An 801-nucleotide genomic window follows, 5' to 3' on the forward strand; every position below is an offset into this window, starting at 1 on the left:
CGCTTTCACAACCGGATAATATCGCCATTGCTTCACGTGATGGGCGAGTTCATTGTCCAGACGCTCTAGTCGAGCATTGCGTTCTGAAATGGTTTGAATCATCTCTTGCAAGACAAATTGCTGACTAGGATGAGGTAAGATGATCTCTGTTAACCAACGAAGGTGTTTTAAGCTCCAATTTGATTTGCCTGAATAGTTAATATGGTTTCTGAGCAGCAAGGCTTTTAGCTGGAAACGTGCATTATTCAAATCATGCATTGCACGCTCACGTGCTCGAGATAGATCTCGTATTGCTTCATCTGCGGGTTCAGGAACGTAAATCGGATCAAGGTCGCCATTACGAACCAAACGAGCTAAATCTTGTGCATCGCGTTTATCTGTTTTCACGCGTTGTCCGGGTTTCTTTGGAATCAGTGATGGCGCAACAACATAGCAACAATGGCCTAAGCTTGTCAGCAATCGATAAATCCAGTAGCCACAGGGGCCTGCTTCATAAACAAAATGCAGGGTAGCCTGCGGGTATTTGCTTTCAAACTGTCTCGCCATCTTGGTAAGTGATACTTTGGCTGAAGAAACTCTTCCAAGGTGTTTTACTTCTGAGCCTCGTTGATCTTCGCAATATGCGACTTCGGTGAACTCCTTATGGGTGTCCAATCCGACAAAAATTATGGTATTGTTTTTCATGGTGCTGGCCTCCGCTTATATGGTATGACACATATATTATGGCTCTGGCTTTGCTAACCCACGATAGGAGGTCAGCACTCTTTTGGGACGTGGGGAGTCATTATGTCTATGTGTGAA

General features: G+C 44.7%; 1 protein-coding gene. It reads right to left on the reverse strand.

Annotated elements, in window-relative coordinates; all coding sequences use genetic code 11:
* Positions 1 to 684, reverse strand: a 684-nt coding sequence (locus A3763_RS08705; protein ID WP_156495019.1) for an IS110 family transposase, incomplete at its 3' end; no start/stop codon positions are given.
* Between the last annotated feature and the right edge of the window lie 117 nt (positions 685 to 801).

The sequence above is a fragment of the Oleiphilus sp. HI0128 genome, assembly GCF_001635365.1.